Source organism: Streptomyces sp. NBC_00569 (assembly GCF_036345255.1).
GTDB lineage: Bacteria > Actinomycetota > Actinomycetes > Streptomycetales > Streptomycetaceae > Streptomyces.
Genome location: NZ_CP107783.1, coordinates 2905710 through 2932147 on the forward strand (window position 1 = coordinate 2905710; position 26438 = coordinate 2932147).

General features: G+C 72.8%; 22 protein-coding genes. 13 read left to right on the forward strand and 9 right to left on the reverse strand.

What is annotated here, in order from left to right; translation table 11 throughout:
* Positions 1-24 precede the first annotated feature (24 nt).
* Positions 25-1134 carry a ribosome small subunit-dependent GTPase A gene (gene rsgA, locus OHO83_RS13125; RefSeq protein WP_266675165.1) on the reverse strand — a complete coding sequence of 370 codons (1110 nt, stop codon included), beginning with the start codon at positions 1132-1134 and terminating at the stop codon, positions 25-27.
* A gap of 424 nt (positions 1135-1558) precedes the next feature.
* Between rsgA and OHO83_RS13130 the strand changes: the two genes are divergently transcribed.
* The 3 genes from OHO83_RS13130 to OHO83_RS13140 all read left to right on the forward strand — a co-directional run bounded on the left by OHO83_RS13130 (position 1559) and on the right by OHO83_RS13140 (position 3809).
* Positions 1559-2833, forward strand: a complete 1275-nt coding sequence (locus OHO83_RS13130; RefSeq protein ID WP_329433577.1) for a DUF1906 domain-containing protein — start codon at positions 1559-1561, stop codon at positions 2831-2833.
* Positions 2834-2922: 89 nt separating this feature from the next.
* On the forward strand, positions 2923-3345 hold the full coding sequence (locus tag OHO83_RS13135; RefSeq protein ID WP_389563782.1) for a DoxX family protein: 423 nt from the start codon (positions 2923-2925) through the stop codon (positions 3343-3345).
* On the forward strand, positions 3342-3809 hold the full coding sequence (locus OHO83_RS13140; protein WP_266675163.1) for a peroxiredoxin: 468 nt from the start codon (positions 3342-3344) through the stop codon (positions 3807-3809). Before OHO83_RS13135 ends, OHO83_RS13140 begins: the two co-directional genes overlap by 4 nt.
* Before the next feature lie 388 nt (positions 3810-4197).
* Here OHO83_RS13140 and OHO83_RS13145 read toward each other — a convergent pair whose 3' ends face one another.
* Positions 4198-5517 (reverse strand): radical SAM protein, encoded by a 1320-nt coding sequence (locus OHO83_RS13145; protein WP_330279495.1) that lies wholly within the window; start codon positions 5515-5517, stop codon positions 4198-4200.
* 60 nt (positions 5518-5577) lie between these two features.
* A complete protein-coding gene (locus tag OHO83_RS13150; RefSeq protein ID WP_266675161.1) occupies positions 5578-6270 on the reverse strand; it encodes a pyridoxamine 5'-phosphate oxidase family protein in 693 nt (230 codons plus the stop codon).
* Between the two features lie 139 nt (positions 6271-6409).
* On the opposite strand from OHO83_RS13150, the gene OHO83_RS13155 reads away from it, so the two are divergent.
* The 6 genes from OHO83_RS13155 to OHO83_RS13180 all read left to right on the forward strand — a co-directional run bounded on the left by OHO83_RS13155 (position 6410) and on the right by OHO83_RS13180 (position 14178).
* Complete coding sequence (locus tag OHO83_RS13155) at positions 6410-7636, forward strand: ROK family transcriptional regulator (protein ID WP_330279496.1); 1227 nt, start codon at positions 6410-6412, stop codon at positions 7634-7636.
* A 15-nt stretch (positions 7637-7651) separates the two neighbouring features.
* A complete protein-coding gene (locus OHO83_RS13160; protein ID WP_330279497.1) occupies positions 7652-10531 on the forward strand; it encodes a glycoside hydrolase family 2 TIM barrel-domain containing protein in 2880 nt (959 codons plus the stop codon).
* A 98-nt stretch (positions 10532-10629) separates the two neighbouring features.
* A complete protein-coding gene (locus OHO83_RS13165; protein ID WP_330279498.1) occupies positions 10630-11709 on the forward strand; it encodes a hypothetical protein in 1080 nt (359 codons plus the stop codon).
* Between the two features lie 91 nt (positions 11710-11800).
* Positions 11801-12712, forward strand: a complete 912-nt coding sequence (locus OHO83_RS13170) for an SAM-dependent methyltransferase (protein WP_266675157.1) — start codon at positions 11801-11803, stop codon at positions 12710-12712.
* Between the two features lie 46 nt (positions 12713-12758).
* Positions 12759-13673 carry a homocysteine S-methyltransferase gene (gene mmuM, locus OHO83_RS13175; protein WP_330279499.1) on the forward strand — a complete coding sequence of 305 codons (915 nt, stop codon included), beginning with the start codon at positions 12759-12761 and terminating at the stop codon, positions 13671-13673.
* A gap of 91 nt (positions 13674-13764) precedes the next feature.
* Entirely contained in the window at positions 13765-14178 is a 414-nt protein-coding gene (locus OHO83_RS13180) for a VOC family protein (protein ID WP_330279500.1), read from the forward strand.
* 31 nt (positions 14179-14209) lie between these two features.
* Here OHO83_RS13180 and OHO83_RS13185 read toward each other — a convergent pair whose 3' ends face one another.
* Both OHO83_RS13185 and OHO83_RS13190 read right to left on the reverse strand, forming a co-directional pair.
* Positions 14210-15394 (reverse strand): M20 family metallopeptidase, encoded by a 1185-nt coding sequence (locus OHO83_RS13185; RefSeq protein ID WP_330279501.1) that lies wholly within the window; start codon positions 15392-15394, stop codon positions 14210-14212.
* Positions 15391-16842 carry an MFS transporter gene (locus tag OHO83_RS13190; protein WP_330279502.1) on the reverse strand — a complete coding sequence of 484 codons (1452 nt, stop codon included), beginning with the start codon at positions 16840-16842 and terminating at the stop codon, positions 15391-15393. Before OHO83_RS13190 ends, OHO83_RS13185 begins: the two co-directional genes overlap by 4 nt.
* Positions 16843-16954: 112 nt before the next feature.
* On the opposite strand from OHO83_RS13190, the gene OHO83_RS13195 reads away from it, so the two are divergent.
* Positions 16955-17971 carry an Lrp/AsnC family transcriptional regulator gene (locus tag OHO83_RS13195; RefSeq protein ID WP_330279503.1) on the forward strand — a complete coding sequence of 339 codons (1017 nt, stop codon included), beginning with the start codon at positions 16955-16957 and terminating at the stop codon, positions 17969-17971.
* Between the two features lie 14 nt (positions 17972-17985).
* On the opposite strand, the gene OHO83_RS13200 is transcribed toward OHO83_RS13195, so the two are convergent.
* Together OHO83_RS13200 and OHO83_RS13205 are read right to left on the reverse strand one after the other, a co-directional pair.
* Positions 17986-18678: a DUF6597 domain-containing transcriptional factor gene (locus tag OHO83_RS13200; protein WP_266676727.1), complete on the reverse strand. Its 693-nt coding sequence runs from the start codon at positions 18676-18678 to the stop codon at positions 17986-17988.
* 51 nt (positions 18679-18729) lie between these two features.
* A complete protein-coding gene (locus OHO83_RS13205; protein ID WP_266675152.1) occupies positions 18730-19905 on the reverse strand; it encodes a YihY/virulence factor BrkB family protein in 1176 nt (391 codons plus the stop codon).
* An 18-nt stretch (positions 19906-19923) separates the two neighbouring features.
* Between OHO83_RS13205 and OHO83_RS13210 the strand changes: the two genes are divergently transcribed.
* Positions 19924-21570: an acyl-CoA dehydrogenase family protein gene (locus OHO83_RS13210; RefSeq protein ID WP_330279504.1), complete on the forward strand. Its 1647-nt coding sequence runs from the start codon at positions 19924-19926 to the stop codon at positions 21568-21570.
* 330 nt (positions 21571-21900) lie between these two features.
* The gene (locus OHO83_RS13215) at positions 21901-23178 is read left to right on the forward strand and encodes a GAF domain-containing protein (RefSeq protein WP_330280770.1); all 1278 of its coding nucleotides are present in this window, start codon (positions 21901-21903) and stop codon (positions 23176-23178) included.
* Between the two features lie 42 nt (positions 23179-23220).
* Here the strand turns inward: OHO83_RS13215 and OHO83_RS13220 are convergent, their stop codons facing one another.
* Entirely contained in the window at positions 23221-24105 is an 885-nt protein-coding gene (locus OHO83_RS13220; RefSeq protein WP_329433589.1) for an SIS domain-containing protein, read from the reverse strand.
* A gap of 223 nt (positions 24106-24328) precedes the next feature.
* On the opposite strand from OHO83_RS13220, the gene OHO83_RS13225 reads away from it, so the two are divergent.
* Positions 24329-25456 carry a ricin-type beta-trefoil lectin domain protein gene (locus OHO83_RS13225; RefSeq protein ID WP_266675149.1) on the forward strand — a complete coding sequence of 376 codons (1128 nt, stop codon included), beginning with the start codon at positions 24329-24331 and terminating at the stop codon, positions 25454-25456.
* Positions 25457-25503: 47 nt separating this feature from the next.
* Here the strand turns inward: OHO83_RS13225 and OHO83_RS13230 are convergent, their stop codons facing one another.
* Positions 25504-26289, reverse strand: coding sequence for a DeoR/GlpR family DNA-binding transcription regulator (locus OHO83_RS13230; RefSeq protein ID WP_329433593.1), 786 nt, complete (start codon positions 26287-26289; stop codon positions 25504-25506).
* Positions 26290-26438 lie beyond the last annotated feature (149 nt).

Genomic DNA, 26438 nt, shown 5'->3' on the forward strand with positions numbered 1-26438 from the left:
GCGGGGGCCGCGCGCGAGGCCGGCTCAGCCGAGACGCCCCCGCTTGGCCTCCATCGCGGCGCGGCCCTGGGCGCCGCGCATCTTCCAGACGCGCCGCATCTCGTCCCGCAGGCGGGCGTCGGTGCGGGCGGCGAGCCGCTGGTTCTCGCGCAGCAGCTTGCGGTAGCTGTCGAGGCGGCGCGGGGGCAGCGTCCCGTCGTCGAGCGCGGCCAGCACGGCGCATCCCGGCTCGGCGTCGTGGGCGCAGTCGTGGAACCTGCACCCCTGTGCCAGTGCCTCGATCTCCGAGAAGACCTGCCCGACGCCGGCCTCGGCGTCGAAGAGCCCGACGCCACGCAGCCCGGGGGTGTCGATCAGGACGCCGCCGGTCGGCAGGACCAGCAGGTTGCGGGTGGTCGTGGTGTGCCGGCCCTTGCCGTCGACGTCGCGCACGGCGTGCACGTCCATGACGTCGGCGCCGAGCAGGGCGTTGGCGAGCGTCGACTTGCCCGCTCCGGACTGGCCGAGGAGCACCGACGTCCCGTCGAGGAGCGCGCCGAGCACGTCGATGCCGTGGCCCTGCTCGGCGCTGACCGCGAGGACCTGCACGCCGGGCGCCGCCGTCTCCACGTCGGAGACGAGGTGCGCGGTGATCGCGGCGTCCGGCACGAGGTCGGCCTTGGTGAGGACGACGACGGGCTGGGCGCCGGACTCCCACGCCAGGGCGAGGAACCGCTCGATACGGCTGAGGTCGAGCTCGGCGGCGAGCGACACGGCGATCACGGCGTGGTCGACGTTGGCCGCGAGGATCTGGCCCTCCGACCGCTTCGACGAGGTCGACCGCACGAAGGACGTGCGGCGCGGCAGTAGCGACCTCACGTACCGCGGGTCGCGTTCTTCAGGGTCGACGGCGACCCAGTCGCCCGTGCACACGACCTTCATCGGGTCGCGGGGGACGACGAATTCGGTGTCGGCGCGCACCACACCCTCGGCGGTGACGACGTCACACAGACCGCGATCGACACGTACGACACGGCCCGGCAGCAGGCCCTGCCCGGCGAACCGGGCGAACTCGGCCTCCCAGCCGCCGTCCCAGCCGTACACAGCCAGGGCCGATTTCGAGGGAGAAGAGCTCGGGAGAGAAGAGGAAGACAAGGGGTGACCCTTCACAGAGGCGGCCCCAGCTGGTCGCGCCCAGCGGCGCGAACAAAGAAGGTAGGTCAGCCGGTGACCACAGAGGTGGACTCGATGAACTTCTGGATGCGGGCAACGCCCGTCACAACGACAGTCATCGGTCAACACCTCCTGGAACACGCCTCTGCGTACGGTGGCCATGGACCACCGCTGGAACGGTTCGGAGACTAGCTCAGGCAAGAGCCGCGGCACCAGGCATTTATCGGCCTCGCGCCCGACCCCCGGACACCAGCCCACAGCCCTGAGTCGGATACCAGGCGAGTGAGACTACGGAGGGCGGATGACACCTCGTCACATCCATCGCGTCGCACAGCCGCCTCGCTGACCCGGCGCGGTACACCTAGCGCTGCAGTCACCCTGTTCCCCCTCCGAAGAGGAGACCCTCGTGCGACTTCGTCCGATCCGGCGCGGGCGCGGCCGTGCCGCCACCGCGGCGGCACTGCTCGTCGCACTGGGGGCACTGTCCGCAGCGCCCGTCGGGGCAGCTCCGGCGGAAGCGCAGGACGGCGAACAAGTGGTGACGTACCACGGCTACCAGGTGCGGGTCCCGGCCACGTGGCAGGTCGTCGACCTCGAACGGCGCCCCGACACCTGCGTACGTTTCGACCGGCCCACCGTCTATCTCGGCCGTCCCGGCAACGGGTCGACGTGCCCGGCGAGGCTGGTCGGACGCACGGAGGGTTTGGTCGTCGAACCGCTTGCAGGTCTCGACCCCCACCGTGTGACGCCCTCCACGGCACGCGCCGCCGGTCATTCGGCCGTCGCTCCGGGCGCGGTCTCCACCAATGACGAGATCCAGGTCGCCGTCGAGAGCGCGGGCGTACTCGTCACCGCGTCGCACACCGATGCCAACGAGACCGCGGTACGCAAGGTCCTGGGGTCGGCGACCCTGACGGCGGGCGGCAGTCCCGCGCCGCTGCCGACGGGCCGTGCGGCGCGGACCGCGGCCGCCGCGGGGGCACAGCCCGGCGAGTTCACCGGCCATGGCTTCGACGCCTGCACCGCGCCCTCCCAGAAGACGATGGACGCCTGGCGGGCCGACTCCCCGTACGGCGCCGTCGGCGTCTACATCAGCGGCCAGACACGAGCCTGCGCGCAGCCGAACCTCACCGCCTCCTGGGTGAGCAAGCAGACCGCGAAGGGGTGGCGGCTCATCCCGATCGAGGTCGGCAGGCAAGCCCCCTGCACCACCTTCTCCAACAGGATGTCTGCCGATCCGGCCACCGCACGCTCTCAGGGCGCCGCTGCCGCCGTCGGCTCGGTGTCCGCCGCCCGGGCGCTCGGCATCCCGGCCGGGAGCGCCCTCTACAACGACATCGAGGGCTACGCCTCCACCGCCTCCTGCAAGGCGGCCGTCCTCTCCTACCTGTCCGGCTGGACCGAGGCGCTGCACGCCGGCGGCTATCTCTCCGGCTTCTACTCCGGCGCCTCTTCCGGTGTCCGCGACGCGGCGGCCGAGCACGACAACCCGGCGTACACGCGCGTCGACCACATCTGGTTCGCCTCGTGGAACGGTGCCGCCACCACCGACGCCGGCAGCTACGTCCCGGCTTCCGCCTGGCCGGGCAGTCAGCGCATCCACCAGTACGCCGGTGAGGTCCAGGAGACCTGGGGCGGCGCCAAGGTGAACATCGACCGCGACTATCTCGACGTCGGATAGGCCAGGGGCGACAGGGGCTCGGTCACGCAGGCTTCCCCAGCGCGCTTACTCCCGAGTAATATCGCGCGCCAGTCATCCGAGGAGGTTCCGTGCCCCGCCCCGCTTCAGGTTCCAGGCCCCGTTCCAGGTCCCGTTCCTCGTCCACGCGCAAGTCCCTCGCGCTCGCCGGGCTGCTCGCCGGTGCCGGGGTGGCGCACTTCGCCGCCCCGAAGTCCTTCGACGCCACGGTGCCCCGCGCGCTGCCGGGCTCCGCGCGCGCGTGGACGTACGCGAGCGGCGCCGTCGAGCTCGCGCTCGCGGCCGGTGTCGCGCTGCCGTGGACGCGCCGCAGGGCCGCTCAGGCCACGGCCGCGTTCTTCGTGGGCGTCTTCCCCGCCAATGTGCAGATGGCGGTCGACTGGCGCGGCAAACCCGCGCCGCTGCGGACCGCGGCCCTCGCGCGGCTTCCCCTTCAGGTGCCGCTCGTCCTGTGGGCGCGCGGCGTGGCCAAGGCCCAGGAGGCCGGATCATGAGCAAGCGCGTCGAAGCGGGTGACACCGTCGAGGACTTCACCCTGCCGGACGAGAGCGGAACCCCGACGCGGCTGTCGGAGCTGCTGAGCGAGGGGCCCGTCGTCCTCTTCTTCTACCCGGCGGCCATGACGCCCGGGTGCACGGCGGAGGCCTGTCACTTCCGGGATCTCGCCGCCGAGTTCGCGGCCGTCGGCGCGCGGCCCGTGGGCGTCAGCGTCGATCCGGTGGAACGCCAGGCGGAGTTCGCCGGGAAGCACACGCTCGGCTTTCCGCTGCTCTCGGACGCGCAGGGCGAGGTGCGCGAGCGGTTCGGGGTCGCTCGCGGTTTCTCGATCGCGCCGACGAAGCGGGCCACATTCGTCATCGGACAGGACCGCGTCGTCCTCGAAGTGGTCCGCAGCGAGTTCCGGATGAGCGCCCACGCCGACCGTGCGCTCGCGGCGCTGCGGGAACGGGCGGCCTGACCACAGCCGGACAGGGCGGGCGTCGGCCGGCACCGCGCCTCGGCGAGAACCGGGGCCGGCCGCCGGTCAGCCCCGGGCCCGGCCCCATTGCTCGCTGCGCTCCAGATGGCGGAGGGGGTGAACGGGCCCGCTCGGCCGCGAACGGGAGGTGTTCGGCACCGCGCACGCCCTGCCCGCTCACCGCTGGTACGGCGGTTCATCCGCTCCACCGCCGTGGCCGCCCAGGGCGACACGGCCGGGGTGCGGCGGCTCCTCGAGAAGGAGGTGGAGTTCGCCAGGGCCTTGAACTCGCCCTGCTCCTGGGCCGGAAGGGCGATGCCGCCGACCACTTCGCGCGGGCGCCGGCCATCGCCGACCAGTGGCACAGCCCGTGGGGGCGGAGCCGCGGCTAGCCGGCCGGGGCGGTCTTCGGCGCGAGGCTGTCCATGAACGAGCTGACGGAGAACACGGCGCGGCCAGCGCCCGCGGGACCGTAGCCGGGAGGCGAGGAGAGGCCGTACTCCTCCATCGTGGAGCGGTAGGCCTCCAGGAGCCGGATGTGGTACTCCAGCGGCGCGCCCTGCGGATTGGCCTTGCCGAGCGGGGTGGTCGGCTCGGGGCACCACGTGGTGAAGCGGGGCGTGATGCCGTGCGACATGAAGAAGCGCAGGCCCTCGGTGGTGGAGGCGATGGCCTCGTCGACGGTGGTGAAGCCGGAGGGCTCGGCCATCTCGACGCCGGCCACGAAGTTCGGGATCACGTTGCGCGCGCCGAAGACGTCCGCCGAGTCGAGGATGCGCTTGTGCCACTCGTCGCGGCCGACGTAGCGCTCCTTGCCGGGGCAGTACAGCTCGAACAGGCGGCGGTCCCACACCTCGTAGTTGGGGTGGTAGATCTGCACGCCGTAGTCCTTGAAGCGCTGCACGTCGTCCTTGGGCAGCGCCTGGGCGACGACCTTGCCGATCCAGCGGCCGGGGAAGTGCTCCTCGATGGCCTTGGCGTACAGGCCGTAGAAGTCGGCCTCGTCGCGGCCCTGGAGCTTGGAGGTGATCGCGCCGCCGGTGAGCGTGTAGGCGGTGGACGCCTTCGTGGTGTCGTACTTGTCGATGATCTCGAGGGCTTCGAGGACCTCGTCGACGTCCTTGACGCCGGTGTACGGCCGGCCGGCCGCCTTGTGCTGGCGCCAGTTGTGGTTGATGTCGCAGTACTGGCACTCCTCCTTGGCGCCGAAGTACTGGCAGACGCGGAAGACGGTCAGATAGATCAGGTAGCCCCACTGGATGGTGGGCGCCACCTCCATGACGGACTTTCCGTTGGAGAGCTTGTGCCGGTAGTACTCCGGCATCGGCGGGACGCCGACGTCCGAGATCCGCTTCCCGTCGAGGTAGAGACCGAGCATCCCGTCCTCGTCGGCCGCGACGCGGTAGGGCGACGACGGGTTCACGCGGACCGAGACGACCGTGCGCCGCAGGTCGTACGGGCCGCCGGTGAGGATGATCTCCTCCGGCGGGCGGCGCAGCGCGGCCTCGCCGAGCTCGGGGAGCGTGCCGTGGTCGAAGGAGAAGATGAAGTACGACTTCGGCTTGACGTCACCGGACTCGTTGTCGCTGAGCGCGGACTTGTCGAACGCCACGCCGCCGCGCAGCAGGTCCTCCTTGAACACCGCTTCCCGCGGTACGTGCGGGAAGCGCTCCATCAGGTCCTCGACCAGTGCCGTGCGGCTCTGCATCCCGTACTCCTCGCTCCCAGAACAGTGCTCGAGAACTCACGGTATGCCCCCGCTTGCCGGTCAGCCCTGCCGGGTCCCCGCGCGCGCCACGATGTGTGCCGGGGCGGTGATGCCGTGCGGCAGCAGCGGGTCGGCGGTGGGCGCGCCCCAGCGGGAGGTCAGGGGCAGGGTGCCGGCCCACAGGCCGAGGGCGGCGTCGGGCCCGTCGCCGTCGTCGGGGGCGCCCGAACGGATCTTGACGGAGGCCTCGTCGAGGGAGAGCACCAGGAGGGTGGTGGCGGCCAGCTCCTTGCGGCTCGGCTGCCGGGCGTACGTCCACTGGCCCGGGGTCGCGTGCTCGGTGAGGCGGCGCAGGCCCGCGAGTTTCTCGTCGGGGTCGGTGACCGTGCGCGGTACGCCGTGGATCATCGCGCTGCGGTAGTTCACGCCGTGCTCGAAGACGGAGCGGGCGAGGACCAGGCCGTCGACGTGGGTGACGGTCACGCATATCGGCGCATCGGGTTCGGCGGCCAGGCTGCGGCTCGCCACCGATCCGTGCAGGTAGAGCCGGGTGTCGTCGCGGCCGTAGACGGTGGGGACGACGACGGGGCGGCCGTCGACGAGGACGCCGAGGTGGCAGACGAACCCCGCGTCGAGGATCGCCTCGAGGTCGGAGCGTTCGAGGCTGCCCTGCTCGCGGAGCCTGCTGTGGCGGGTGCGGTCGGTCTGCGGGAGCGTGCGCGACAGCGTTGTCGCGTTCTCGGTCTGGGTCATGCGGTCGGACGGTACTCCGTGGTGATCACCCCCTCGCGGGCGGGGACTTTTGACAACCCCTTTTCAAACCCCTTGTCGAAGGGCTGGGGCGGCCGTAGCGTCGAAGCGGGCGGAGGAGAAGCGGGCAGGAGGGGGCACGGTGAAGCGCACATCCCGGGACATCAGGACGGCGAACCGCTACGCGGTGCTGCGCCACCTCATCGCCAGGTCCCCCGCCTCCCGGGGCGAGTTGGCGGCGGCGACCGGACTCAGTCAGGCGACCGTCGCCACGCTCGTGGGGGAGCTCACGGCGCTCGGCCTGCTCGTCGAGGTCGGCTTCGAGGAGTCCGAGGGCGGGCGTCCGCGCTCGCTCGTCGCGGTCGACGCGGCGGGCGGCGCGCTCATCGGCGTCGACGTGGCGGAGACATACGTGCACGCGGAGCTCTTCGATCTCGCGCTGGGCGTCGTGGCGCGCGCCGAGGAGGAGCTGCGGCCCGGCGAGTCCTCCCCGGAGGAGGTCGTCGACCGGATCGCGGCGGCGGTGGGGGCCGTGGTCGCCGCCGGGGACGCGCGCCGCCCGCCGCGGGTGCTCGGGGTGGGCGTCACGATGCCGGGGCAGGTCGACCGCGAGCGCGGGGTCGCGGTCCGCGCCGCGAACTGGGGCTGGCGCGACGTGCCGCTGACCGCGCTGCTCGGCGAGCGCCTCCCCTACCCGGTCCACCTCGACAACCCGCTGCGTGCGGCGACGGTCGCGGAGCTGTGGTTCGGTGCCGCGCGCGGCCGCGACGACGCCGTGGTGATCAACCTCGGCACCGGCGTCGGCGCGGGCCTCGCGCTCGGCGGCGCCCTGCACCGCGGCGTCACGAACAGCGCCGGCGAGTGGGGTCACACCACTCTCGTGCTCGACGGGCGGCCGTGTCGCTGCGGCGACGCCGGGTGCGTGGAGGCGTACGTGGGCGCGCCCGCCATCATGCGGACCCTGCGCGAACTCGCCCCGGGCAGCGCGCTGTCGACCGACGAGGACCAGACCGCCACGATCGGCGCGCTCGGCCGCGCGGCCGCCGGCGGCGACCCGGTGGCGCTGCGGGTCGTCCGGGAGACCGCCCGCCATCTCGGCGCCGCCGTCGCGGACCTGGTGAACCTGCTCAACCCCGAAGTGATCGTGCTCAGCAGCTGGGTGGCTGCCGCGCTCGGTACGCCCCTGCTGACCGAAGTGCGCGAGGCCGTCGCGCGGCACGCGCTGGGCAGCCCGTTCGCGGCCACCGAGATCGTCCTGTCCCCGATACCGACCGACCCCGTGAGCCTGGGCGCGGCGACCTTCGCCCTGGAGGGCGTGCTGTCGTCGCCGGGCCTGACCGGCACCACCCTCACTCCGCGCACGACCTGACCGTCAAGGAGAACGATGTCCCTCCCCGAGGAATCCGCACTCCCCTACTACGAGCAGGTGTCCCCCGGGACCGGTGGTGTCGCGCCGCGCTCCTGGTACGCCGCCTCCGACGCCGCGTCCCTGTCCCTGGACGGCCCGTGGCGCTTCCGCCTCTCGGCGACGGCTGACGCGCACGACGAGTCCTTCGCGCGTCCCGGCCACGACGCGTCCGCCTGGACGGAGCTGACGGTGCCGGGGCACTGGGTGCTCCAGGGCGGCGGGGTCCACGGGTCACCGGCGTACACGAACACCGTCTACCCGTTCCCCGTCGACCCGCCGCGTGTCCCGACCGAGAACCCGACCGGTGACCATCTGCGCGTCTTCGACCTGCCGGACGACTGGCCGGTGTCGGGGGCCTCCGTGCTGCGCTTCGAGGGGGTCGAGTCGTGTGCGCGGGTCTGGCTGAACGGCGAGGAGCTCGGCGAGTTCAAGGGCTCGCGGCTGCCGCACGAGTTCGCGGTCGAGGGGCTGCTGCGCGCGGCGGGCAACGTCCTGGCCGTACGCGTCCATCAGTGGTCGTCCGGCTCGTACCTGGAGGACCAGGACCAGTGGTGGCTGCCCGGCATCTTCCGTGAGGTCACGCTGCTGCACCGGCCCGACGGCGCGGACGCCGACTTCTTCGTGCACACCGCGTACGACCACCGCACCGGGGAAGGCACGCTGCGGGTCGAGGCGAGCGCGGGAGGGCGCGTGACCGTGCCCGAACTCGGTGTGGAGGTCGGGGCGGGTGAGCCGGTGACGCTGCCGGTGGAGCCGTGGACGGCCGAGACGCCGCGCCTGTACGCGGGTGAACTGGCCACACAGGGCGGCGAGACCATCCCCTTCCGCGCCGGTTTCCGTACCGTCGCCGTGGAGGACGGTGTCCTCAAGGTCAACGGGAAGCGGATCCTGTTCCGCGGCGTCAACCGGCACGAGTTCCACCCGGAGCGCGGACGCGCCGTCGACGAGGAGACGATGCGCCAGGACGTCCTCCTCATGAAGCGGCACAACATCAACGCCGTGCGCACCTCGCACTACCCGCCCCACCCGGCGTTCCTCGACCTGTGCGACGAGTTCGGCCTGTGGGTGATCGACGAGTGCGACCTGGAGACGCACGGCTTCACCCACGAGCGGTGGCAGCGCAATCCGGTCGACGACGAGCGCTGGACCCCGGCGCTCCTCGACCGGGCGGCCCGCATGGTGGAGCGCGACAAGAACCACGCGTCGGTGATCATGTGGTCGCTCGGCAACGAGTGCGGCACGGGCGCGGGCCTGAGCGCGATGGCCGCCTCGATCCGCGACCGCGACCCGTCCCGCCCGCTGCACTACGAGGGCGACCCGTCGTGCGCCGACACCGACGTCTACTCGCGGATGTACGCGGACCACGCCGAGGTCGAACGCATCGGCCGGCACGAGGACGAGGGCCCCGAGGCGCGCCGGGAACTCCCTTTCGTCCTGTGCGAGTACGCGCACGCGATGGGCAACGGACCCGGCGGACTCTCCGAGTACCAGCGCCTGTTCGAGACGTACGACCGGCTCCAGGGCGGGTTCGTCTGGGAGTGGATCGACCACGGCCTCGCGGACGGGAGGTACGGGTACGCGTACGGCGGTGACTTCGGCGAGGAGCTGCACGACGGCAACTTCGTGTGCGACGGGCTCCTCTTCCCCGACCGCACGCCCTCGCCCGGACTCGTCGAGTACAAGAAGGTGATCGAGCCGGTCCTGGTCGAGGGCGACGGGACGGCCGGCACGGTCCGCGTCACGAACCGCCACGACTTCGCGGACCTCGCCACGCTGGCCTTCACCTGGTCGTACGAGGTGGACGGCGTGCCGGTGGAGTCCGGTCCGCTCGCCGTGCCCGCGCTCGCGCCCGGCGAGAGCGCGGACGTGAAGCTGCCCGCCCCGCCGGACGCGGCGCGGGGCGCGGAGACGCAGTGGACGGTACGGGCGGCGCTCGCCGACGACACCGCGTGGGCGGACCGGGGGCATGTGGTCGCATGGGGTCAACTCCCCGTGTCAGGACGGAAGTCGGTCGTTCCGGCGAGCGGGGCGTCGCCGGTGCGGGAGGCGGAGGTCATCACGCTCGGCCCGGCCGTCTTCGATGCGCGTACGGGCGAACTGCGCAGCGTCGGACAGGTGCCGGTCACCGGGGTGCGCCTGGACGTGTGGCGGGCGCCGACGGACAACGACAACGGCGCCGACTGGCAGGCGGACCGGCGGTTCGGCCTCCTGTGGCGCACGGCCGGGCTGCACCGCATGCGGCACCGCCTCGACCAAGTCCTCCTGGAATCAGGCGCGTTGACGGTACTGACCCGGGTGGCCCCCGCGGCCGAGCAGTTCGCGCTCGGCACGGAGTACCGCTGGACCGCGGACGATGCGGGCCGTCTGAGCCTGACGGTCTCGGTGACCCCCGAGGGCGACTGGACGGTGCCGCTCCCCCGCCTGGGCGTCCGTCTCGGTCTGCCGTCGTCCGCCACGCACGCGCGCTGGTTCGGCGGCGGTCCCGGCGAGGCCTACCCGGACACGCGTGCCGCGTCGCGGCTCGGCCTGTGGGAGGCGTCCGTCGACGAGCTCCAGACTCCGTACGTGCGCCCGCAGGAGAACGGTGCGCGCGCGGATGTCCGCCGGGTGGAGATCGGCGGCCTGCGGATCGCCGGAGAGCCGGAGTTCTCGTTCACGGCCCGCCGCTGGACGAGCGAACACCTCGACGCGGCCGGGCACCGCACGGACCTGGTGGCCGGGGACACGGTGTGGGTGAACCTGGACCACGTCCAGCACGGCATCGGCTCCCAGTCCTGCGGCCCCGGCCCGCTCCCGCGGTACGTCCACGAGGTGGCCCCGGCCACGTTCGCCTTCACGTTCTCGGCGGCGGGGTGAGCCGGGGGCCGAGCCGGAAGGTACGGCTCCGCGCTCGGTTCGATCACATATAGGACACGAGGCGTCCGCCGGGAACGGGTGCGGTTCAGCCTGACTGCGTGGAGAGACAGCGCGGTGGATGCCTGCTCAACGGATGCGTGACGTTGCTCGTCCTGGCCCTGGCGCTGGTGGGGTACGGCTGGTGGCGGCTCGAGACCGCCCCGGGGCGTACCGAGGCCAGGGCCAGGGACGACGTCACGCGGGCCGCCGCCGCCACGAGGACCCGGCTGTCGGCGGCGGCCGCCGGGGGCTCGCTGTTGGAGACGGAGCTGGACCGCGCGTTCCGCAAGGGTCCCGACAGCTGGGCCGAGGAGCGCGACGGACGGCACGTCACCGTCACCGCGCTCCTCACCGGCAGTACGGGCGTGTGGATGGGGACCGTGACCGCCGACGGCTGCTACGAGTTCACCGTCACGCCGGCCGCCGCACCACCCCCGGTCCGCGCGCGCGAAGTCCCGGACGGGCGGTGCGAGCGGCTGCTCCCGCGCCCGGCGCGGGAACCGGCCGACGTCGCCCGGGACCTGGCCGCCGAACTGCGCGCGACGGCGCCGAAGGGAACGGCCGGCGACTCCGCGCGCTGGACGATCCTGACGTCGACGCCGGGGGTGCGGCTGCAGGACCGCGCGTACGAGGGCAGCGGGGCGGCGCAGGTGACCGTGGCGCTCGTCTGGCTCGACGGCGGGAGCGGACCGCGGGGGTGGGACTGTTACGAGTTCCGCGTACGGGCCCCGCACACCGCCACCTTCAAGCCCCTGAAACCGGACGGCTGTCACCGGATCCAGCGGGAGCGGGACGCTCGGGCGGAGGCGGCCCGGCGGGACCAGCTCGACGAGGTGGCCGGAAGGATCCGGCGGGCGCTCGGGGACGCGGTGGCGCAAGACGGCCGGCTCACGGACGCCGGGACGCGGCGGGTGTTCGCGCTCCGGCAGGAGGACGCGGTCACGCCGCAGCAGGTCCTGGCGAACCTGTCGCACACGGACCGCTCGGCGGACGGATCCCGGATCACCCTGACCGCCCGCGTGAACGGCTTGCGCAGCATGCCCTGGTACGAGGGCTGCTACGCGTTCCGGGTCGACCTGCGTGCCCGCACCGTGACGGCCCGGTCGACCGTCAAGACCTGTTCCGTACCCGGGAGTTGACGGTACGCGCCGGCCGGAGTCGATCACGTGCGCATGCCCGTAGGGGCTAGGTTGTTGTCCCTACGACGACCAGCAACGAGGGATGGCCTTCATGGGCGACGACGCTCCCCGGCACGACTCCGCCGAGCAGTTGCACCAGCGGATCGACAGCTCCAAGGCGCACCCTGCGCGGGTGTACGACGTCTTCCTCGGCGGCAAGGACAACTACGCGGCCGACCGGGACGCGGCGGCCGCCGCCCTCGCGGCGAACCCGCGCGGCTACCTCGACGTGCGGCACAACCGCGACTTCATGCGGCGCTCGGTGAACTACCTGACGCGCGAGGCGGGCCTGCGCCAGTTCCTCGACATCGGCACGGGCCTGCCGACTCAGGAGAACGTGCACCAGGTCGCCCAGCGCATCGCCCCCGGGGCGCGGATCGTCTACGTCGACAACGACCCCGTCGTCCTCGCGCACGCCCGCGCCCTCCTGGCGAGCGGCCCGCAGGGCGCGACGGCCTACATCGACGCGGACCTGCGCGACCCGGCGAAGATCCTCCAGGCCGCCGCGGGCACCATCGACCTGGACGCGCCGGTCGCGCTCGGGCTCGTGGCGATCCTGCACTTCATCGAGGACGCGGAGGCGTACGAGATCGTGCGCTCGCTGGTGGACGCGCTGCCTCCGGGCAGTGCGCTGTTCCTGAGCCATCTCACCTCCGACCTGAACGCCGAGAAGATCGCCAAGGTGGCCGAGACGTACCACGAGCGCGGCTTCACGTTCGTGCTCCGCTCGGCGGACGAGGTGCGCCGGTTCTTCACGGAGAACGGCCTGGAGATCGTCGAGCCGGGCATCGTGCCCGCCCATCACTGGCGGCCCGACCACGTCGCCGACCACGACGGGGGCGCCGGCCGCGACGAGGCGTATGTGGCGAGCCTCGACCCGATCGAGCAGACGATGTACCGCGACATCAACGACGTCACCGACGACGACATCAACGTGTACGCGGCGGTGGCCTTCAAGCGCTGATCCCGTCAGGGATCCGTCAGGGGTCCGACAGGGTTAGCGTCGATGTATGACGTCACCCTCGCTCGCCGAAGCTCTCGCCGCCGGGACGGTCGTCCTGGACGGCGGGCTCTCCAACCAGCTGGAGTCCGCCGGGTACGACCTGAGCGACGAACTGTGGTCGGCCCGGCTGCTCGCCGAGCGGCCCGAGGCGATCGTGGCGGCGCATCTCGCGTACTACGAGGCGGGGGCCTCGGTGGCGATCACGTCGAGTTATCAGGCGACGTTCGAGGGGTTCGCGCGGCGCGGGGTCTCCCGCGAGCGGGCCGCCGAACTGCTCTCCCTGAGCGTCGAGTCGGCGCGCGAGGCGGCCCGGCGCGCGGAGGCGAAGGGGGTGCCGGGTCCGCTGTGGGTGGCCGCGTCGGCGGGCCCGTACGGGGCGATGCTGGCCGACGGTTCGGAGTACCGGGGCCGCTACGGCCTGACGGTGGCCGAGCTGGAGGCCTTCCACCGTCCCCGGCTCGTCGCCCTCGCCGCGGCCGGGCCGGACATGCTCGCCCTGGAGACCGTGCCGGACACCGACGAGGCGCGGGCGCTGCTGCGGGCCGTACGGGGGCTCGGTGTCCCGGCGTGGCTTTCGTACAGCGTCGCCGGTGACCGTACGCGCGCCGGGCAGCCGCTGGAGGAGGCGTTCGCACTCGCCGCCGACGCGGACGAGATCGTCGCTGTGGGGGTCAACTGCTGTGCCCCCGAGGACGTCGAACCCGCGGTGGCACTGGCCGCGCGCGTCACGGGGAAGCCGGTGGTCGCCTATCCGAACAGCGGCGAGTCCTGGGACGCGGAAGGGCGCGGCTGGCGGGGCGCGGCCACGTTCACCGCGGACCGCGTGGCCGGCTGGGAGCGGGCCGGGGCGCGGCTGATCGGGGGCTGCTGCCGGGTGGGACCCGGCCAGATCGCGGCGCTCGCCGCGGCTGTGCGTCACTGAGCGGCGCGGGTGGCCCCCCGGGCTGAGCGGGGGCGCGGCGCTGTCCGATTCGTTCAAGACCGGTGCGGGGGCGCGTGCCTACGGTGGGGGCATGACCGAGATCACCGCACGACTCGACGCCGTGGGCGTCGTCGTCTCCGACATGGCCGCCGCCGTCACGTTCTACCGCCGCCTCGGCCTCGCGTTCCCCGAAGGGGCCGAGGAGCAGCCGCACGCGGAGGCCGTCCTGCCCGGCGGCCTGCGCGTCCTGCTCGACACCGAGGAGACCGTGAAGTCGTTCCACCCGTCCTGGCGGGCTCCCGCCCGTGGTGCCTCCCGGCACGGGCTGGCCTTCGACTGCGGCGACGCGGCCGGGGTCGACGCCGTCTACGAGGAGCTGCTGGCCGCCGGGTACGAGGGCGAGCTCAAGCCCTGGGACGCGTTCTGGGGCCAGCGGTACGCCGTGGTCCTCGATCCCGACGGGAACGGTGTCGACCTGTTCGCACCGCCGGCCACCACCTCGTAAGCAGCGTCCGGCTACGAAGCCGTGCGCCCGGCTAGGACGCGTTCGCCCGGCGCCTGCGCACCCCGTCGAGCAGCCGGGCGCGCTGTTCCCCGGACGTCGCGAGGTCGACGCCGACGAGGGCGAGGGCCGTCGCCCCGTCGAGCACCGCGAGGTCGGCGCCCGGGGTCTTGCCGTGGGCGGTGAACTCGGGGGTGTGCTGCTTGGCACCGCCCGTGTCGTAGCCGACCGTCGGGTGGATCGACGGGACGCGCTGCGAGACGTTGCCCATGTCGGTCGACGCCATCGTCTCGCCGTGCAGCGAGGTGACCGTACGGCCCAGCTCGGCGGCGGCCCTCGCGTAGGACCGGGTCATCTCCTCGTCCTGGCGCAGGTCGGCGAAGTCCCTTCCGTGCGCGCTCACTTCGAGCTCGGCGCCGGTGGCGAGCGCGCCCGCCTCGAAGCACGCCCTGACGCGCTGCCAGGCCTCGGCGAGCTGCTCCACGGTGCGCGCCCTGACCTCGTAGCGGGCGGCGGTGCGGGCCGGGATGACGTTCACGGCCTGGCCGCCGTCGGTGACGATGCCGTGCACGACGACGCCGGGCGGCAGCTGCTGGCGCAGGAGGCCGACGGCGGTCTGGGCGACGGTCATGGCGTCGAGCGCGTTGACGCCCTCCCAGGGGGCGAGCGCGGCGTGCGAGGGCCTGCCCCGGTAGACGAGGTCCCAGGCGCCGATGGCCAGCGAGGAGGCGCCCACGGTGTCGTCGGGGGCGGCGTGCACCATCATCGCGGCGGCGACGTCGTCGAAGATCCCGGCGTCCATGAGGAGCACCTTGCCGCCGATGTCCTCCTCGGCGGGCGTGCCGATCAGCTTGACCGTGACGCCGAGTTCGTCGGCGACGGAGGCGAGGCCGAGCGCGGCGCCGACGGACGCGGCGCCGTTGACGTTGTGCCCGCAGGCGTGGCCGATGCCGGGCAGGGCGTCGTACTCGGCGCAGAACGCCATGACGAGGTCGCCGGTGCCGTAGGTGGCGAGCACCGCGGTGGGGAGGTCGCCGGCGCCGCGGGTGACGGTGAATCCGGCGCTCTCCATGAGGTCCGCGATCCGGGCCGCCGCGCGGTGCTCCTGCAGGGCGGTCTCGGGGTCGTCGTGCAGGGCGTGGCTGAGGGCGACGACCGGCTCTCGCCAGTTCCGTACAGCGCCGGTCACGGTCTTGCGCGCGGTCGGGATGTCGGTCATGCGAGGTCTCCGGTCGGGGCGAGGTGCGGTACGGGGGCGGCGGCGTCGGCGCGGGGCGCGCGGTAGCGCAGGGCGAGGGCCGTGCCCACGACGGCGGCGCAGGCGCACGCTCCCCAGCCCCACAGGTAGCCGGACTCCGCGATGCGCGTGGTGCCGGGCACGGCGTGGGCGGTGAAGAAGCCGCCGATCACGGCGGCGCCGATGGCCGCGCCCAGGGAGAGGGCGAGTTCGTTGAGGCCGACGGCGAGCGCGGTCTCGTGCTCCTCGACGACCTCCGCCGACAGGGTCCGCGTGATCGACTCGAAGAGCCCGGTCGCCAGGCCAACGACGAGGGCGGAGGTCACGTACTGGCCGAGGCTGTCGTGGAAGAGGGCCATGCCCAGGAAGCCGAGCGCGACGAGGACGCCGCCCGTGGCGAGCACGGCGCGGTCGCCGATGCGCCGGGCGAGGCGCGGCGTCAGCGTGGATCCGGCGAATCCGGCGACGACCATGGCGAGCGAGATGGTGGCGATGGCCTGCGGACCCATGTCCATGCCGTAGCCGTTCTCGGACCGTGAGGAGCCGAGGAAGAGGGCGTTGGCGCCGAGGAAGCCGATCGTGCCGAACGCGGCGCAGAACGTGTAGCCGCTGACCACCGCGAGCCGCGGGTTGGCCAGCATGCGGACGCTGACCAGCGGGTTCTCGGACCGGCGCTCGACGGCCACCCAGGCCACGAGGACGGCGACGGCCACGACGGTGAGCCCGATCGTGCGCGCCGAGGCCCAGCCCCACGTGCTGCCCTGGGCGAGGACGAGGACGAGCGCGACGAGGCCCGCGGTGAGCAGCGCCGCCGCGCCGTAGTGGAAGCGGCCGCCGCGCGGGATGTCGCTGTCCGGCAGTACGAGACCGGCGACGACGGCGAGCACGGCGACGGGGACCGCGGTCCACAGGCCGGCCTCCGCGTGGCCCTCGCTGAGCGCGCCGGCCACGAGCCCGCCGACGCCGATCGCGATGAGCAGGACGCCCACGAGGAGGGAGATCCCGGTGCGGTTCTGCTCGGGGGCGCGGGAGCGGAGGATGCCCACGAGGAGCGGGAAGAAGCCGACGAGGGCGCCCTGGAGGGTGACGCCGACGGCGAGGGTCACGGCGGACGGCCACGCGGCGATCAGGAGCGATCCGCCCGCCACCATCGCGAGCGCCACCCGCAGCAGCCTGCGGTGTCCGTGCAGGTCACCGAGCCGGGACAGCAGCGGTGTCAGCACGGCGCAGGCCAGCTGGAAGAGCAGGTAGATGTTGTTCTGCCCGACGGTGCCGATGTGCAGGCTCCGGCCGACCTCGGGGAGGAGCGGGGTCAGATAGCCCTGGACGATGCCGCTGAACAGGACGACGACGGCCATCGTCGCGACCATGGCCGGGCCGGAGCTCACCGCTCTGGGTCCGCGCCCCGTTCCCGTTGTGTGTGTGGACACAGCTTCACCTCTGGATCTTCTGGTGGCCGGAACCGAATGTGGTCGCTACTGTGCGGGCCGAGGCACGGACGGCCCCGAATATTCATGGATTCGTACGTACGGAGTGCTTGTGATGCGAGAAACGGTCACCGCCAGCGAACTGGACCTCGCTCTGGTGAACGCCCTCCAGCTGCGGCCCCGGGCGTCCTGGTCGGAGCTCTCGCCGCTGCTCGGCGTGACGGCGGGCACGCTGGCGCGGCGCTGGGACCGGCTGACGCGGGAGGCGCTGGCCTGGGTGTACGCGGCGCCGGGCCGCGAGTTCACCCGCAACCGCTGCACGGCGTTCGTGCTGCTGCGCTGCCTGCCGCAGGAGCGGGCGCGGCTGCTCGCCCGGCTGAGCGCGCTCCCGGAGGCGGTGACGATCGAGGTGACCGCCCCGGGCAGCTCCGACCTGCTGCTCGACGTGCTGGCCCCCGACCTTCCCTCGCTCAGCCGCTTCCTCACGCGGGAGCTCGACCAGCTGCCGGGGATCGTGTCGGTCAGCGCCCTGTTCGCCACGTCGCTCTACGTCGAGGGCAGCCGCTGGCGGCTGCGCTCCCTCGACCCCTCGCAGATGACGGCGCTCGGCAGTGCCACGGCGGCGCAGGAGCCGGCGCGCGGGCTCGAACTCGACCCCGTGGACCGGGCCCTGCTCGGCGAACTCGTGCGCGACGGGCGGCTCGGCCTCGCCGAACTCGCCGAGCGCACCGACACCAGCCCGCCCACCGTCCGCCGCAGGCTGCGCCGCCTCACGGACTCGGCGGTCCTGACGTTCCGCTGCGACATCGCGTCCGCGCTCGCCGGGCACCCGGTCCCGGTGTCACTGCTCGGCCGGGTCCCCGCGCGCGACATCGGCACCGTCCACCGCACGCTCGCCGCGCTTCCGGAGTGCCGTCTCGTCGCGGCCGTCACGGGTCCCGCGAACATCTTCGCCACGCTGTGGGTGCACGACCTGGGAGACATCCAGCGCCGCGAGACCGCGCTGTGCGCCCGACTGCCCACGCTCACGGTGACGGACCGCATCGTCGGCCTGCACACCGTCAAGCGCATGGGGCATCTGCTCGACGAGGAGGGGCGCCGGGTGGGGATCGAGCCGATCTCGCCCTGGTAGGCGCGGCGGCCCCGTCAGACGAGCCGGGTCAGCGGAACGCCCGCCAACTCCCTTACGTCGCGTGCCAGATGGGCCTGGTCGGCATACCCCGCCCGCGCGGCCGTCTCGGCGAGCGGCACGCCCCCGCGGGCCAGCGCGAGGGCGCGTTGCAGACGCAGGACGCGGGCCAGGGTCTTGGGTCCGTAGCCGAACGCGGCGAGGGAGCGCCGGTGCAGTCCGCGGGCGCCGAGCCCGGCGCTGTCGGCGGTCTCGGCGACGGTGCGGCCCGCGCCGAGCGACGCCACGATATGCGCGAGGACGGCGTCGGGCGGCGCGGCTCCCCGTTCGAGGGCCACGGTTTCGAGGGCGGCGGCCGGGTCGTGTGCCGCGTCGACGCGTTCGGTCAGGCGCCGTACCTGGTCCGACGGCCACAGGTCGGCGAGGTCGACGCGCCGGTCGCGCAACTCCCGGGCCGGGACGCCGAGGACGGCGGGCGCGGTGCCGGGGAAGAAGCGGATGCCGGCGAACCGGGTGGCGCCGCTGATGCCGGGCCGGTACGCATGGGTGTCGGGTCCGGCGACGAAGAGGCGTCCCTCGGTCCACAGCAGGTCCATGCAGCCGTCAGGCAGAACGTCCGGTGCGGGGCCCGCGCCGTCGCCGCCCGGAGTGACGGTACGGGTCCACAGGACCGCGCCCGCCACTCTCCGTGCCGCCCGCTCCCGGTACACGTCAGCCACGTCTTCGAGGCTACGCCGCGTGCGCGGGGCGCCGCCGGCCGGTCAGTTGTGGTCGCGGTGGTCGTGGTCGTGCCGGTCGGGGTCCTGCGTGTGGTCGCCGTTCTTGCGGACGTGCGTGCGCAGGCGGGACGACACGTCGTCCGGGGGCAGGAACTTCGACCAGCGCTCGGGGAACTCGGACGGCATGTCGGGGTCGTCCGCGTCGTCGATGCCGCCGTGCGCCTCGCGGGCGGCGGAGCGGGCCACGTACTCCGCGGCCTGCTTGGTCCGCCACCGCTCGTTGGCGGCGCGGGCGACCGAGGTCGCGACGGACGGCCAGACCCGGTCGATCGCCGCGTTCACCGCGGCGCCGACGAGCACCGCGAACGCCGATACGCCGATCCACAGGAGCACGGCGACGGGCGCGGCCAGGGATCCGTAGATGGTGGGGCCCTCGATGGTGCTGGTGATGTAGAGGCGGAGCAGGAAGCTGCCCGGCACCCACATCGCGAGGGCCACGAGGGCACCGGGGACGTCCTCGATCCACGGCGAGCGCACCGGCACGGACACGTGGTAGAGCGTCGTCAGGAAGACCACGGACAGAAGGAGGACGACGGGCCAGTACAGGACCTGGACCACGGTCTCCGACCACGGGACCAGGGCGATCACCGCGTCCGGGCCCGCGATCATCAGCGGCAGCGCGACCGAGCCGACGATCAGCGCGACGAGGAACAGCAGGAAGGCGAGCAGGCGGGTCTTGACGATGCCGCGCACACCGTCGAGCCCGTACATGACCGTCACCGTGTCGACGAACGTGGACACCGCGCGCGAGCCCGACCACAGCGAGAACAGGAAGCCGATGGAGATGACGTCCGGGCGGCCCCTCATCACGTCGTCGAGGATCGGCCGGGCGATCTCCTTCACGCCCTCGTCGGTCAGGACGGTGCGCGACGCCTCCAGGATGTTGTCCCGGACTCCGGCGATCGTGTGGGCGCCGGTCCAGGTGTCGACGTAGGCGAGCAGCCCGATGAGGGACAGGAGCAGCGGGGGCACGGACAGGAGAGTGAAGAACGCGGCCTCGGCCGCGAGCCCCAGGATGCGGTACTCCATGCACGAGTTGACGGTGTCCTTGAGCAGCAGCCAGGCGGTCCTGCGCTTCGAGACGTTGCGATAGAGGGCGCGGGCCCGGTGGAGTCGGCCTCTGCGTGGCCGATCGGGTGTTTCTTTTGCCTGGTGCACGTCCTTACCGTATCTGTCATGGCAGCCACCACCCACGCAGTGACCAACCAGGCTCCGCCCCTGGTGGGATATGACGTTTTTGCCGCGGACAGGGCCCTCACCGAGGGGGTCGAACGGCATCTGGAGCCCTCGCTCACGGCCGAGGCCCGCGAGGAACTCGGCGGCCTCGGCCGCGCCGCCGGTTCCACCCAGGCGCAGGAGTGGGGCGTGCTCGCGAACGCGAATCCGCCGACGCTGCACACCCACGACCGCTACGGGCACCGCGTCGACGAGGTCGAGTTCCATCCGGCCTGGCACCGGCTCATGGCCAAGGGTGTCTCGGCCGGACTCACGTCGGCCTGGTCGCGGCCCGGCGGCCATCTGCGGCGGGCGGCAGCGTTCCTGGTGTGGGGCCAGGTCGAGGCGGGTCACACCTGCCCGCTGTCGATGACGCACGCGGCGGTGCCCGCGCTGCGGGCCGACCCCGCGCTGGCCGCCGAGTGGGAGCCCCGGCTGACGTCGACGGTGTACGACGCGGGGCTGCGGCCCTCCTCCGTGAAGGCGGGCGTCGTGTTCGGGATGGGCATGACGGAGAAGCAGGGCGGCTCCGACGTCCGGGCGAACACGACGCGGGCGACGCCGCTCGCCGAGGACGGCGCGTACGAACTGACCGGGCACAAGTGGTTCTGTTCGGCGCCCATGTCGGACGGGTTCCTCGTCCTGGCGCAGGCCCCCGAGGGACTCACGTGTTTCCTGCTGCCGCGCGTCCTGGAGGACGGCACGCGCAACCCGTTCGCGATCCAGCGACTCAAGGACAAGCTGGGCAACCGGTCGAACGCGTCGGCGGAGGTCGAGTTCGACGGGACGTGGGCGCGCCGGGTCGGCGACGAGGGGCGCGGGGTGCGCACCATCATCGAGATGGTCGCCGCCACGCGCCTGGACTGTGTGCTCGGTTCGGCCGCGATCATGCGCCAGGCCGTCGCGCAGGCGATCCACCACTGCACGTACCGCGAGGCGTTCGGCGGCCGGCTCGTCGACAAGCCGCTGATGCGCAACGTGCTGGCCGACCTGGCGCTGGAGTCGGAGGCCGCGACGACGCTGGCGCTGCGGCTCGCGGCGGCCCAGGACGCCGTGCAGGACACCGGGTCGGAGCAGGAACGGGCGTTCCTGCGGATCGCGGTGCCGGCCGCCAAGTACTGGGTGACGAAGCGGTGTACGCCCCTGGCGGCCGAGGCCCTGGAGTGCCTGGGCGGGAACGGCTACGTGGAGGAGTCCGGCATGCCCCGGCTGCTGCGCGAGTCGCCGCTCAACTCCATCTGGGAGGGGTCCGGCAATGTGCAGGCGCTCGACGTGCTGCGGGCGTTGCAGCGCGAGCCGCAGGCGCTCAACGCGTTCCTCCAGGAGGTCGGCAGAGCGCGCGGCGCCGATCACCGTCTCGACGGCGCGATCAAGGACCTGCTGACCGAACTCGCCGACCTGGAAGGCATCGAGGCACGGGCGCGCCGGGTCGTGGAGCGGATCGCTCTCGTGCTGCAGGGCTCGCTGCTGGTGCGTCACGCGCCGCCGGAGGTCGCGGACGCGTTCTGCGCCTCGCGGCTCGGCGGGGACTGGGGTGGGGCGTTCGGCACGCTGCCGCACAGCCTGGGCCTGCGGTCGGTCGTCGAGCGGGCGCGCCCCGCGAGCTGAGCGGCCGGCCCGGGGCTACCGGGTGACGGCCGAGGTCACAGGCCTTGACCACTGAGGTCACGGGGGTGATGCTGCGCCGACACGGCATCACCCCCGCCCTGCAGGCCCCCTTGAGGAGCTCTCGAGCCACCGGAGTGGCACGGTTTCAGCTTCGACCGACGTACGGCTGTTCGCCAGAGTTGCAGAGGGTTGCAACTGTCACGCCCGCCTTTCCGCCCCACAAGCGCCGGAGAAGCGGCAGGATGAGCACACGTCCCCACGCACTGGTCTGTTCCAGGAGGACCCGTGACGCAGAAGAACTCGACCGTCGATCTCGGCCGGCTGTCCACCATGGACCACTCCCTGGCCGCGCGGCTCCTGAAAGGTGTCCGCGCCGCGACCCTGTCGGGGCAGCAGCCGCAGATCCTGCCGCGCCCGGTGATCGGCGAGTCCTGGAGCCGCATGCTCCGCATCGGTGTCGACCCGGACCGTGACGTGCGCTCGGGCCTGCTGAGCATGGAGGACGTGGAGGAGCGCCGCCAGTCGTCCGGGCTCCTGGAGGTCCTGCCGGTGCTGCGCGAGGCGCTGGTGACCGTCGCGGACGCGGCGCAGCACATCATGGTCGTGTCCGACGCGCAGGGGCGCGTCCTGTGGCGCGAGGGCAGCGCGGCGGTGCTGCACAAGGCCGACCGGCTCGGCTTCGAACTGGGCGCGGACTGGGCCGAGGAGACCGTCGGGACGAACGGGGTGGGCACGCCGCTCGTGACGCGGCGCCCGGTACAGGTCTTCTCCGCAGAGCACTTCGTGGGGTCGCTGCACACCTGGACGTGCACGGGGGCACCGATCACGGACCCGCGCGACGGGCAGGTGATCGGCGTGGTCGATGTGAGCGGCCCGCTGGAGACGATGCACCCGGCGACGCTGTCGCTCGTCGGGACGGTCGCGCAGCTGGCGGAGGCGCGGCTGCGGGAGCGGCATGCGGCGGCGCTCGACCGGTTGCGGGCCGTCGCGGCGCCGATCCTCGCGCGGATCGGCGGCCGGGCGGCCGCGGTGGACGTCCAGGGCTGGACGGCGGCGGTGACGGGGATGCAGCCGGTGGACCGGATCGCGCTGCCCAAGTCGCTGTCCGCGTTCTCGGAGCTCTCGGACGGGCGGGCCTGGGTGCCGACGCTGGGAATGTGCGCGGTGGCGCCGCTGCCGGGGGGCTGGCTGCTGCGGCCCGACGGCCCGGACGGGGCGGCCGAACCGCTCGGCGGCACCCGTGTCGTCCTGGACGTGAGCAGGCCCCGGCGCTGGTCGGTCACGGTGACGGACGGCACGCGGTCCTGGACGCACGAGCTGAGCCCGCGCCACGCCGAACTCCTCTATCTGCTCGCCCTGCACCGCCCCGGCGGGCGCAGCGCGTCGGGACTCGCGGAGGACATGTTCGGCGATCCGACGCGCACGGTGACGGTGCGCGCCGAGATGTCGCGCGTACGCCGCTATCTCGGCAGCCTGCTCGGGCACCGCCCGTACCGCTTCCACGAGGAGGCGGAGCTGGAAGTGGTGTTCCCGCAGAGCCCGGCGGACCTGCTGCCGCACTCGGTGGCGCCCGGCGTGCTGAGATCACGGTCGGCGCCGCCGCGCTGACCCCGGCCCCACAACAGCGGTTTCCTCAGGCGGAGTTGACTCTCAGACCCGGGCGAGGATCACCGAGCGTGCGAGGTGACGGGGCAGGTCCGGGTTGCGGCCGCGGGCCACCGCGACCGCCACCGCGAGGCGCTGCGTCCGCACCAGTTCGGCCAGCGGGTCGAGACCGCCGGCCACCCACATGCCGCCGGTGGCGTGCACCTCGTCGGCGAGTCCGGCGGGCGCCTCGCCGAGCATCCACGTGACGGTGCCGCGGGTCGAGACACTGATCGGGCCGTGCCGGTACTCCAGGGCCGGATGGGCGCCGGTCCAGGGGAGTTGGCTCTCGCGCATCTTGTGGGCCGCCTCGCCCGCGAGCCCCACGGTCCAGCCCCGGCCGAGGAACGTGAACTGTGTGCAGTCGACGAGCCACGGGGGCAGCGGCTCGGCGAGCGCGTCGTGCGCGTCGTCCACGACATCCTGCGAGTGGAGCCCGAAGTGGGTGCGCAGCAGGGTGAGGGCCGAGGTGGGGAAGCGGGTCTGCACGACGGACTTCTCGTCGGCGAAGTCGAGTGCGAGCACGTCGTCGGCGGCCGAGGCCACCGGCGTCGCGGCGTCCGTGGTGATCACGGTGGTCCTGACGCGTCCGCGCAGCCCGGCGAGGAGGCGGAGCACCTCGGTGGTGGCGCCCGAGCGGGTCAGGGCGACGACCCGGTCGTAGTGGCGTCCGGCCGGGAACTCCGAGGCCGCGTGGGCGTGGGTCTCGCCGTGGCCGGCGTCCTCGCGCAGCGCGGCGGCGGCCTGCGCCATGAAGAGCGAGGTGCCGCAGCCGACGACGGCGACCCGCTCGCCCGGCTCAGGGAGCAACGCTCCCTGGTTCAGGGCGAGTTCGGCCGCCCGGTCCCAGCACTCGGGCTGGCTGTACAGCTCGTTCTCGATATGGCTCATGGCGCACCCTCACATCCCAGCACATGCTTGGTTGTGCAAGTTATAGCGCGTTTCCGAGCATTTGAGATCAGTCGGCCGCGTCGAATCCCGCAGAGAGTCCATGTGCGCGCTCCAGAAGTCCATGCCCTTGCCCACCCATCGCGGCCACTCTCTTGTCGAGCACGAGCAGAGCACGAGCGCATATCTGCCAGCACCTCCCTCCCCCACCCTTCAGGAGGAACCTGTGCGTCGCTTCAGATCGATCGGATCCGTCTGCGTGACCGCCGTCGTCGCGGTCGCCGCCACTCTGGGCCTGTCCGCGCCGGCCCAGGCCGCGGGGCAGACCCCCGGCACCTACACCAACTACGGCTTCCCGTCCGGTACGACGGCCCTCACCGAGTCCACGTGGGGTACGACGGTCGAGGCGGACCCGGGCCGCGGAAACGTCTACTGGGCCCACCAGTTCGACTTCACCAACAGCGTCGGCGGCTACGTCGGCCAGCAGCGCTGGCGCACCGGCACCGGCATGTTCCTGTTCTCCCTGTGGGGCTCGACCGCGGCGAAGGCGGGCTCGGCCGGTACGTACTGCCAGACCTTCGACGAGTCGGGCACCGGGTACACCTGTCGCTACAACGAGGCGTTCACGGCGGGACACCACTACACGTACCGCGTCTCCCCCGACACGACCGACGGCTGGTACAAGGCGACGATCTCCGACGTCACGGCCGGCACGTCCTTCGTCCTGGGCAGCCTCCAGGTCGGCTCGGGCGCCCGGATCAGCGCGGGCGGCATGGTCGACTGGGTCGAGTACTTCGACTGGAACAGCAACTCGGCGACCTGTGAGGACGAGCCCTACTCACGGGCCCGCTTCGACCTCCCCGAGGGCACGTCGACGGGCGGCTCCGCCGTCACCGCCTCCGTCAGCTCGACGTCCACGAGCAGCACCTGCACCCAGTACGCCGACGTCACCCAGGTCTCGGGCGGCAGCGTGCACGACGACGCGACCGGCAACTCCGCCTCGGGCGACATCACGGGCAGCAGCGGCAAGTGCGTCGACGTCACGGGCGGCGGCAGCGCCGACGGCACCCCGCTCGAACTGTGGACGTGCGGCGGCGGCAACAACCAGAACTGGGTCCTGTCCCACGACGGCACCGTACGCGCGCTCTACAAGTGCATGACGGTGAGCGGGAGTTCGGTGCAGCTGTCCACGTGCGACGGTTCGGCCGCGCAGCAGTGGCAGCGCTCCGGGGACACCCTCGTCAACCAGGGCAAGTGCCTGGACGCCCAGGGCGGCGCGGGCACGGACGGCACGAAGCTGATCAGTTACACGTGCTCGGGCGGCGCCAACCAGCGCTGGTCCACGCCCAGTTGATGCGGACGTGACCGGGCGCCGCCACCACACGCCCTACGGGCGCCCGGTCACACGCAGATGACTTCGATGCCCTGCGCCGTGATCTCCTCGACGAGCGCCTCGGGGGCGTCCTTGTCCGTCACCAGGATCGACACCGCGTTCAGCGCGCACACCTGGGCGAACGCCCGGCGGCCCAGCTTCGAGGAGTCGGCCACCACGATGACCGTGCCCGCGCGTTCGGCGAGCGAGCGGTTCGCGCTGGCCTCCGACTCGTCGTGGGTGGCCGCGCCGAAGCGCGGATGGACCGCGTCCACACCGAGGATCGTGTAGTCGAGGGCAAGGCTCTGCAGGACGGACGTGACGAGCGGGCCGACGAGCTCGTACGAGCTCGGCCGGGCCACGCCTCCCGTGACGACGATCTTCACATGGGGGCGGATCGCCAGCTCGTTGGCGATGTTGATCGCGTTGGTGACGACGGTGAGCGCGACGCCTCCGGACGTGCCGCCCGGGTCGGTGCGGACGGCCAGTTCCCTGGCCACCTCGGAGGTCGTGGTGCCGCCGTTGATGCCGACGACGGAGCCCGACGGGACGAGTTCGGCGACCGCCTTCGCGATCCGCTGCTTCTCGTCCGCCTTGCGGGCCGTCTTGTAGCGCAGCGGCAGGTCGTAGGCGACGGAGCTCACCACGGCCCCGCCGCGTGTGCGGGTCAGCAGGGACTGCCGCGCCAGTTCGTCCATGTCGCGCCGGATCGTGGCGGAGGAACAGCCCAGTCGCTCGGCCGCCTCCGTGACATCGAGATGACCCTCATTGCCGAGTATTTCCAGCAGTTGGGTCCATCGGGCATGTGCGCCCACTTGCTCCTCCTCGCGACGCGCGTAGCGTAACCCGCGCCGTTCTCCGCATCCAGACGTGATCATGCGCGCACGTACACGTGACCGTCTGTGTGCGCACGCAGGCGTGGGCGGGCCCGCCCCCTCCGAACGGGCCCGCCCACGCCTGCGCC

Excerpts from the sequence above, each read along its gene's own strand:
- OHO83_RS13140 (WP_266675163.1), top strand. The coding sequence starts at position 3,342 with ATGAGCAAGCGCGTCGAAGCGGGTGACACCGTCGAGGACTTCACCCTG.
- OHO83_RS13145 (WP_330279495.1), bottom strand. The coding sequence starts at position 5,517 with ATGCAGAGCCGCACGGCACTGGTCGAGGACCTGATGGAGCGCTTCCCG.
- OHO83_RS13150 (WP_266675161.1), bottom strand. The coding sequence starts at position 6,270 with ATGACCCAGACCGAGAACGCGACAACGCTGTCGCGCACGCTCCCGCAG.
- OHO83_RS13160 (WP_330279497.1), top strand. The coding sequence starts at position 7,652 with ATGTCCCTCCCCGAGGAATCCGCACTCCCCTACTACGAGCAGGTGTCC.
- OHO83_RS13170 (WP_266675157.1), top strand. The coding sequence starts at position 11,801 with ATGGGCGACGACGCTCCCCGGCACGACTCCGCCGAGCAGTTGCACCAG.
- mmuM (WP_330279499.1), top strand. The coding sequence starts at position 12,759 with ATGACGTCACCCTCGCTCGCCGAAGCTCTCGCCGCCGGGACGGTCGTC.
- OHO83_RS13180 (WP_330279500.1), top strand. The coding sequence starts at position 13,765 with ATGACCGAGATCACCGCACGACTCGACGCCGTGGGCGTCGTCGTCTCC.
- OHO83_RS13185 (WP_330279501.1), bottom strand. The coding sequence starts at position 15,394 with ATGACCGACATCCCGACCGCGCGCAAGACCGTGACCGGCGCTGTACGG.
- OHO83_RS13195 (WP_330279503.1), top strand. The coding sequence starts at position 16,955 with ATGCGAGAAACGGTCACCGCCAGCGAACTGGACCTCGCTCTGGTGAAC.
- OHO83_RS13210 (WP_330279504.1), top strand. The coding sequence starts at position 19,924 with ATGGCAGCCACCACCCACGCAGTGACCAACCAGGCTCCGCCCCTGGTG.
- OHO83_RS13215 (WP_330280770.1), top strand. The coding sequence starts at position 21,901 with ATGGACCACTCCCTGGCCGCGCGGCTCCTGAAAGGTGTCCGCGCCGCG.
- OHO83_RS13220 (WP_329433589.1), bottom strand. The coding sequence starts at position 24,105 with ATGAGCCATATCGAGAACGAGCTGTACAGCCAGCCCGAGTGCTGGGAC.